At 70.2% G+C, this 4430-nt stretch carries 5 protein-coding genes and 1 tRNA gene; 4 read left to right on the top strand and 2 right to left on the bottom strand.

Features of this window, described 5'->3' with window-relative positions; genetic code table 11:
- The coding region (trpD, locus tag ACFR9S_RS10930; RefSeq protein WP_379818642.1) for an anthranilate phosphoribosyltransferase at window positions 1-952 on the bottom strand (952 nt) is incomplete at its 3' end.
- Between the two features lie 175 nt (window positions 953-1127).
- Between trpD and ACFR9S_RS10925 the strand changes: the two genes are divergently transcribed.
- Window positions 1128-1202: transfer RNA gene (locus tag ACFR9S_RS10925), tRNA-Val, on the top strand.
- A gap of 60 nt (window positions 1203-1262) precedes the next feature.
- Here the strand turns inward: ACFR9S_RS10925 and ACFR9S_RS10920 are convergent.
- On the bottom strand, window positions 1263-1604 hold the full coding sequence (locus tag ACFR9S_RS10920) for a 2Fe-2S iron-sulfur cluster-binding protein (protein ID WP_379732947.1): 342 nt from the start codon (window positions 1602-1604) through the stop codon (window positions 1263-1265).
- Between the two features lie 101 nt (window positions 1605-1705).
- Between ACFR9S_RS10920 and ACFR9S_RS10915 the strand changes: the two genes are divergently transcribed.
- From ACFR9S_RS10915 to ACFR9S_RS10905, 3 genes are all read left to right on the top strand, one after another.
- Window positions 1706-3133 (top strand): APC family permease, encoded by a 1428-nt coding sequence (locus tag ACFR9S_RS10915; protein WP_379818640.1) that lies wholly within the window; start codon window positions 1706-1708, stop codon window positions 3131-3133.
- Window positions 3134-3889: a universal stress protein gene (locus ACFR9S_RS10910; RefSeq protein ID WP_379818638.1), complete on the top strand. Its 756-nt coding sequence runs from the start codon at window positions 3134-3136 to the stop codon at window positions 3887-3889.
- A gap of 57 nt (window positions 3890-3946) precedes the next feature.
- On the top strand, window positions 3947-4430 hold a 484-nt coding region (locus ACFR9S_RS10905), incomplete at its 3' end, for an ABC transporter substrate-binding protein (RefSeq protein WP_379818637.1).

The following is a 4430-nucleotide window of genomic DNA, read 5'->3' as shown; positions in this document are numbered from 1 at the left end:
TGTCGATCGCGTCGGCGGCTTTCTCGACTCCCTCCGCCAGGTCGTCGGCGAGGCCGGCGACGTAGATCGCCGCACCGGCGTTGGCGAGGATCACGTCACGCTTCGGCCCGGTCACGTCGCCGGTCACGATCCCCCGCAGGTCCTCGGCGTTCTCCTGTGGCGTGCCGCCGGCGATGGCGTCGACGGGCGCGCTGCCGAGGCCGAGATCCGCAGGCTCGATGGTGTACTCGGTGACTTCCTCCCCCTCGACTTCGGCGACTGTGGTGGGGCCGTGCAGCGCGATCTCGTCCATCCCGTCGCCGTGGACCACGAGCGCGTGCTCGACGGGCATGTGAGTCAGTGCCTCCGCGATCTGGGGGACCAGTTCCTCGCTGTAGACACCGAGTACCTGCGCGTCGGCGCCGGCGGGGTTGGTCAGCGGCCCGAGCACGTTGAAGATCGTCCGCATGCCGAGCTCCTTCCGTGGGCCGATGACGGCCTTCATCGCGGGGTGGAACACCGGCGCGAGCATGAAGCCGATCCCGTCGCGCTCGATGGCGTCCTCGACGGCGGGCGGTTCGGCCTCCACGTCGGCGCCGGCGACCTCCAGCACGTCGGCGCTCCCGGAGGAGGAGGAGACGGAGTAGTTGCCGTGCTTCGCGACCGCGACGCCCGCGCCCGCGGCGACGATCGCGCTGGTGGTCGAGACGTTGATCGTGCTGTAGTCGTCGCCGCCGGTGCCGCAGGTGTCGACCAGCGGTGCGCCGTCGGGGTCGATCGTGCGCGCGGCGTCGCGCATCCCCTGTGCGAAGCCGGCGATCTCGGCCTCGGTCTCGCCTTTGGCCCGGAGCGCGGCCAGCAGCGCGCCGATCTGTGCCTCCGTCGCCTCCTCGAAGACCCGCGTCGCGGCCTCGCGGGCCTCCTCAACGCTCAGGTCCTCGCCGTCGGTCACGCGTTCGATGAGTTCCTGCATGGGTGGGGGATCCGAATGTACGGATTGGGTGTATAGTGTACAACTCTGTTCATCGACTTAACGCTGTCGTGTGCCGGAGTGTCACGGCGGGCGGTGAGGAATCACCTGCCGGAGTCGACTTTCGAAACCTTCAACTAAACCCGCGCGGTAGATAGGGTACGAAGTAAGCCCGGTCGGGTTGGTAGTCTAGTCCGGTTATGACACCTCCTTGACATGGAGGAGGCCGGCGGTTCAAATCCGCCCCAACCCACTTTCTGACGGCGCAACGACGAGGAGCGTAGCGACGAGTCTACTGCGTACACTCTACGACTCATCCCCTCCCAGAGGAGTCAGGCAGTAACTGCCCCCAAACCACCTTCTCCACCAACCGAACCGTCATCGCCTCCTCAACCGTAATCCGACACGAGAGCCGCGGGTACCCGAAACGCGCCGCCGCCGAGTCGTGCCAGTGCGTCGGCGCCGGTCCGTCCTCGATCGCCACGCCACAGGTCCCACAGAGTCCCCGGCCGCCGCAGTTGGCGTGTTTCGAGACACGCCCGTACACCTCGAACCCGGCGTCGAGCAGCGCGTCCCGCAGCGTCCGCCCGCGCTCGACCTCGATCGTCGAGCGGTCGTCGCCGTCGACGACCGTCACGGGAACCGTCTCGGCCATGGCCGCGCGTTCGCGCGCCAGCACCGTGAGTCCGGGGGCTGCGGAGCGCCCCTGTCGGACCGGCCACCATCTTCTTTGACGCCTGCCCCGACCGAACACCCATGGGTACGGAGCGTCCGGAGGGGGCGAACAGGGCGGGAGAGTCCCCCGAGACGGTCGCGCTGCCGACCGACGCCGACAGCGACACGGCCGTCACCGAGGAGGGGTCGGAGCTGGAGCGGTCGATCGGGCTGGTCGGCGGCGTCTCCATCGGCGTGGGGACGATGATCGGCGCGGGAATCTTCGTGTTCCCGGGGCTGGCCGCGGGCGAGGCGGGGCCGGCGGCGCCCGCCTCCTTCGCCATCGGCGCGGTCATCGCCCTGCTGGTGGCGCTGCCCGCCTCCGAACTCGCGACCGCGATGCCGAAATCCGGCGGCGGCTACTACTTCATCTCGCGGGGGCTGGGGTCGCTCCCGGGCGCCGTCGTCGGCATCAGCATCTGGCTGGGGCTGGTGTTCGCCACCGCGTTCTACCTCGTCAGCTTCGGGAGCTACGCCGCCGCGCTGCTCGCGGAAGCCGGCGTCCGGATCGGCGGGCTACCCGTCGTCGACGCGCTCGCGTTGGGGTTCGGCCTGCTGCTCACCGCGCTGAACCTCTTCGGTACCGAGAACGCCGCGAAGCTCCAGAACTACGTGGTCGGCCTGCTGCTGACCATTCTCGTCGTCTTCCTGAGCTACGGCGGCCTCGACGCGCTGGGCGTGTTCGGCACCACGAGCACGCCCGAGACGTTCATGCCGTTCGGGCTGATGCCCGTCTTCTCCACCGCCGCGCTGGTGTTCACCTCCTACCTCGGCTTCGCGCAGGTCGCGACCGTCGCCGGCGACATCAAGGACCCCGGTCGGAACCTCCCGCTGGCGATGGTCGGCTCGGTGCTGATCGTCGCCGTGCTGTACGTCTCGACCATCTTCGTCGCGACCAGCGCGTTCGGCAGCGGCCGGCTCTCGGGGTTCGGCGAGACCGCCATCGTCGAGGTGGCCCGCGCGTTCGGCGGCGACGTGGGCGCGCTGACAATCCTGATCGGCGGGCTGCTCGCGACCGTCTCGAGCGCGAACGCGTCGATCCTCTCGACCTCCCGAGCGGTGTTCGCGGTCAGCAAGGACGCGCTGCTGCCGCAGTTTGCCAGCCGCGTCAACCTCCAGTACGGCACGCCCCACGTCGCGCTGTCGATGGCCGGCGGCCCCGTGCTGGTGCTGGTCGCCCTCGGCGAGGTCGAACTGCTCGCGGAGGTGGCCTCCTTCCTCCACTTGGTGATGTACGGGCTGATCTGCGTGGCGCTGATCGCGATGCGCCGCGACGAGCCGGAGTGGTACGACCCCGAGTTCCGGGTCCCAGCCTACCCGCTGGTCGCGGGGATCGGCGCGCTCGCGAGCTTCGGGCTGATCGCGTTCATGGAGCGGGAGTCACAGATCATCGGCGCCGCGATCATGATCGCGGCCGCCGGCTGGTACAAGTACTACGCCGACGACGTGCGACTCAAGGGGGTGCTGTAGATGACCGAGAACGAACCCACACCCGAGGAGATCATGGCCGAGGCGTCGTTCACGATCCGCGAGCCGCCGAAGGTGCTCGTCCCCGTCGAAGTGCTCGAAGGCGAGTCCCTCTCGGTCCCGCTGGTCGAGTTCCTCGCGCCCACCGAGGTGGTGCTGCTGGGCTACCACGTCCTGCCCGAGCAGACGCCCACCGAGCAGGCGAGCATGCAGTTCGAGGACCGCGCACACGCGGCCATCGACGAGATCGCCGCGGCGTTCCGCGAGGCGGGCCGAGAGGTCGAGACCCGGGTCGCGTTCACCCACGACCGCGACGCGACCGTCGACCGCGTCGCCAGCGAGACCGACGCCACGGCGGTCCTGCTCCCCAACCCCGTCGGTGCCGTCGAGGACGTGATCGTCCCCGTCCGCGGCGCCGTCGACGTGGACCGGCTCGCGGACCTCGTCGCCACGCTGCTCGCCGGCCGCGAGGGGTCGGTCACGCTGTGGGGGATCGACACCGGCGGCGAGTTCGACGCCGACGCGGCCGTCACGCGCGCTCGCGAGACGCTGGCCGACCGCGGCCTCGCGACCGACCGCGTCCGGACCGAGTTCACCGAGAGCGACACCCCCGTCCGTGCGGTCGTCGACCGCTCGGCGGAGTTCGACGTGATCGTGATGGGCGAGGGCGGCCCCGGAGTGCTGACCTCGCTGTTCGGCGGCGACGCCGAACGGATCGCCGAGGGCGCGGTCGCGCCGGTGCTCGTCGTGCGGGACTGATCGCCGCCGTGTGTGTACCGTGGAAGCTTTACCCGCCCCGCCGCTCCGTATCCAGTAATGCAGGGCGAGGACACCGCGACCGGCCGACGAACGTTCCTCGCGGCGGTCGGCGGCGCGGCGGCGACAGCGATGGCCGGCTGTACCGGCGGCGACGGCACCCCAACCGAGGACACCGACGTGCCGTCCGCGACCGAGTCGGCGTCGACGCCAGAGGGCGGCCCCCAGTCGGGGGGCACCCTCCGGGTCGGCTTCGAGTCCGAACTCACCGGGCTCGACCCCCACCAGACCGAGAGCGTGGTGTCGTGGGTCGTCGTGTTCAACGTTTGTGAGACGCTGCTCACCTTCGAGGACGGCGCGCCCGCGGGCCGGCTTGCAACCGACTGGGAGATCGGCGACGACGGCCGCACGTACACGTTCACGCTGACGGAGGACGCCCGGTTCCACCCGCCGGTCGACCGCGGCATGACCGCCGAGGACGTGGTGTACTCCTTCGAGCGGATGAACCAGGAGGCGGCGATGGGCGCGGACCTCTCGGCGGTCG

The organism is Halolamina salina (genome assembly GCF_042678005.1).
Taxonomy (GTDB): Archaea; Halobacteriota; Halobacteria; order Halobacteriales; family Haloferacaceae; genus Halolamina; species Halolamina salina.
This window is presented reverse-complemented; position numbering and strand designations above follow the sequence as displayed.